The following is a 2,664-nucleotide window of genomic DNA, read 5'->3' as shown; positions in this document are numbered from 1 at the left end:
CAAAACTAATTCCTCTTCTTGTCTCACACTATACGTGCTTGGTCGTATGCTTACAGGCGAAAAGATGGCTGCCATGTACCGCTGGTGCAATAAAGAGGGCGTAATGACAACACCTACATTTTTTGTGAATGGGCATCGGTTACCTGAAATGTACTCGGTAGCTGATTTAAAATATTTTCTTTCTGTTTAAACTCGAGTAACGATGGAGAGAAATATTCTTTATCTACAATTGATAAGGTCTTATTTTCAAAAACATCTTAAAATTTAAAAAGATGAAAAGATTGAAATTAAAAGCACTTGATTTAAGTGCGACGGAGCTTCTCTCAAGGGAGCAAATGAAATATGTTACGGGTGGGAGTGGATCGGGAGGGAGTGATAATTGTTATATACAGTGCACCTCAGATTCTAATTGCTCAAGTCCATGCCCTCGATGTGTTTGGTCTAAGGGAGATAATGCAAATCAGTGCATAAGTTAGTATATTTTAAGTATCAAAAAAGTTGATATGTGTCTAAATTATAAAAATAAAGAGACTTACATAATTGTTCAAGTTTTTATATAATTTACTTTTATGATGCTGTCAAAAGAGAGTATCTCAAAATCTGAGTTGCTCTCTTTTGACTATAAAAGCATCTATATCCATTTATAAACAAATTTTACCATGTTTTTAAAATATTTATTCTCCCTTCCATTAATTTTTACAACATTTATAGCTTGTGCACAAGGTGTAAAGAAAGATACAGGAAATAACTCTTTTCATTTAAGCGGGAATTTTATTGGAAACAATACGAAATTTTTGATTTTATCATATCGTGATGCAAATAATAAAATAGTTACTGATACTTCTAATATTGTTAATCGTCAATTCTACTTTTCTGGAAATATCAAAGAACCAACATTTGCATTTATAATGACAAATTTTGCTTCCTATTATGTTGCCGATTCCAATAACGATGAGATTTTCATCGAGCCCAATAACATGAAAATAAATATTGAAGAAAATCATTTTAAGACCTTAAAATTAAGCGATTCAAAAACACAAAGTCAATATGATTCACTTGAAAAAAGCAAATCATCTATTTACAAAAATATGGCTCCATTAGATGCCGAACTTGCCGTGCTGAATGATTCAATTTCTGCTTCTAAAAAGAGACAAGATACTGCTAAAGTATATCAGATGAATTCGAATTGGGAAAAACTGATAGCTAAGATGCAGCCATACAAAAAGCAGCTTAACCAGATAGATTTAAAATATGTGATACAAAATCCTAGCTCTTACCTAAGTGCTTATTTACTCAATCAGCAATTTCAGATTTATAGATTAGAAAAAGATTCAGTTAAGCTTTACTACAACAGATTATCAGCAACTATTCAAAAAAGTAACTGGGGCAAAGAAATTAAAAGAAAATTTGACGGAGTTATAAACATTGGTGAGATATTACCAAATTTAAAAGGAACAAATCGATTGGACGAAAAAGTATCTTTAACCGATTTAATCAAAAGCAATTACACACTTATTGTTTTTTGGGCAAGTTGGTGTGTTCCTTGTCGAGAATCAGTGCCCGCTTATAAAGCGCTATACAACGAGTACCATAAAAAAGGATTAGACATAATAGCCATCACTTGGGATGAGAAGAAAGAAAATTGGTTAACTGCAATCAAAAAGGACAATAGTATGAATTGGGCTAATGTTTTTCCCAATAAAGGATATGAATTGCGCGATATATATGGGCTTAGTTCCATTCCTGCGGAAATACTTTTGAAGAAGAATGTTATTATAGGTAAATATGCGGGCGCTGATGATGAACATTCAGGCATTGATGATATAGAAAATAAATTGAAGCAAATATTCTCCATGAAATAATATTATGAATATTATTCAAACGCTTTGGACATCGAAACAATCGCTATTAAACCAGCCTTTTGGTTGGCTAAGTCCCCAACATCATTTAATGGCTTGGGCATTAAGTTCTTCGAAAACAAGAGAATTTTATAAAGAATTACACTTATATACAGATTCTCAGGGTAATTTTATGTTCGGGGAGTACCCCGTCACAGTTCAAATCGTTATTTTCCACTATTTCTGGGGCGATACCGACAATTTTGCACATCTTTTGAAATAATGAAACTCCACCAGTTTTTTTTAGGCACGTGCTATCTGTATAACTTCTTGTATCCGATACAAACCGGGTATCTGCAGAAGTCAAAAGATCAAAGTTTAGCAATTCTCTAAGAATTATATCTGAATCATAATAGAATAGAAGCTTTGCTTTTAATAGTGGAAACTTTTGAAGATGCTGCTTGAAAATATGAGGACGTATAGATGAGGGATATTGTTTTTCTTTACGGCGGCCAGGATATCTAAAAAATTGAGCCTTGCCTTGCAGCCTTTCAATTAATTCTGAGAAAATGTTTCTCAACTTTCTTTTTTCATTGAAGCCAATTAATATGTGAATATTTTCTGCTTCAATCCCCAATTGATGGAAATTAAATAATTGAATTTCAATTTGCCAGCTGAAGTAGTAGTCGTCGGGTATTATTGTGATGAAAAGCAATTCTCTCATAATTCTTAAAAAGTTATCCCAAAAATTATATATTCCAAAAATGCAGGGGAAATTATTAATATACTCTTAGTAATTTATTAGCCTATTTTTTATCAAGCAACT

At 32.3% G+C, this 2,664-nt stretch carries 4 protein-coding genes; 3 read left to right on the top strand and 1 reads right to left on the bottom strand.

Annotated features, from left to right (window positions below):
- The 3 genes from ACQR30_RS04220 to ACQR30_RS04210 form a co-directional block, all read left to right on the top strand.
- The coding region (locus ACQR30_RS04220) for a DsbA family protein (RefSeq protein ID WP_429731718.1) at window positions 1–190 on the top strand (190 nt) is incomplete at its 5' end.
- A 469-nt stretch (window positions 191–659) separates the two neighbouring features.
- Window positions 660–1,862 carry a thioredoxin-like domain-containing protein gene (locus ACQR30_RS04215; RefSeq protein WP_429731715.1) on the top strand — a complete coding sequence of 401 codons (1,203 nt, stop codon included), beginning with the start codon at window positions 660–662 and terminating at the stop codon, window positions 1,860–1,862.
- A gap of 4 nt (window positions 1,863–1,866) precedes the next feature.
- Window positions 1,867–2,121: a DUF6734 family protein gene (locus ACQR30_RS04210; protein WP_429731712.1), complete on the top strand. Its 255-nt coding sequence runs from the start codon at window positions 1,867–1,869 to the stop codon at window positions 2,119–2,121.
- Here the strand turns inward: ACQR30_RS04210 and ACQR30_RS04205 are convergent.
- Entirely contained in the window at window positions 2,005–2,475 is a 471-nt protein-coding gene (locus tag ACQR30_RS04205) for a hypothetical protein (RefSeq protein ID WP_429731721.1), read from the bottom strand. The two genes, ACQR30_RS04210 and ACQR30_RS04205, sit on opposite strands and share 117 nt — an antisense overlap.
- Window positions 2,476–2,664 lie beyond the last annotated feature (189 nt).

This window comes from Arachidicoccus sp. (genome assembly GCF_050436765.1).
Lineage (GTDB): Bacteria > Bacteroidota > Bacteroidia > Chitinophagales > Chitinophagaceae > Arachidicoccus.
The sequence above is the reverse complement of the archived record's forward strand: the minus strand, read 5'-3'. Positions and strand labels throughout refer to the sequence as shown.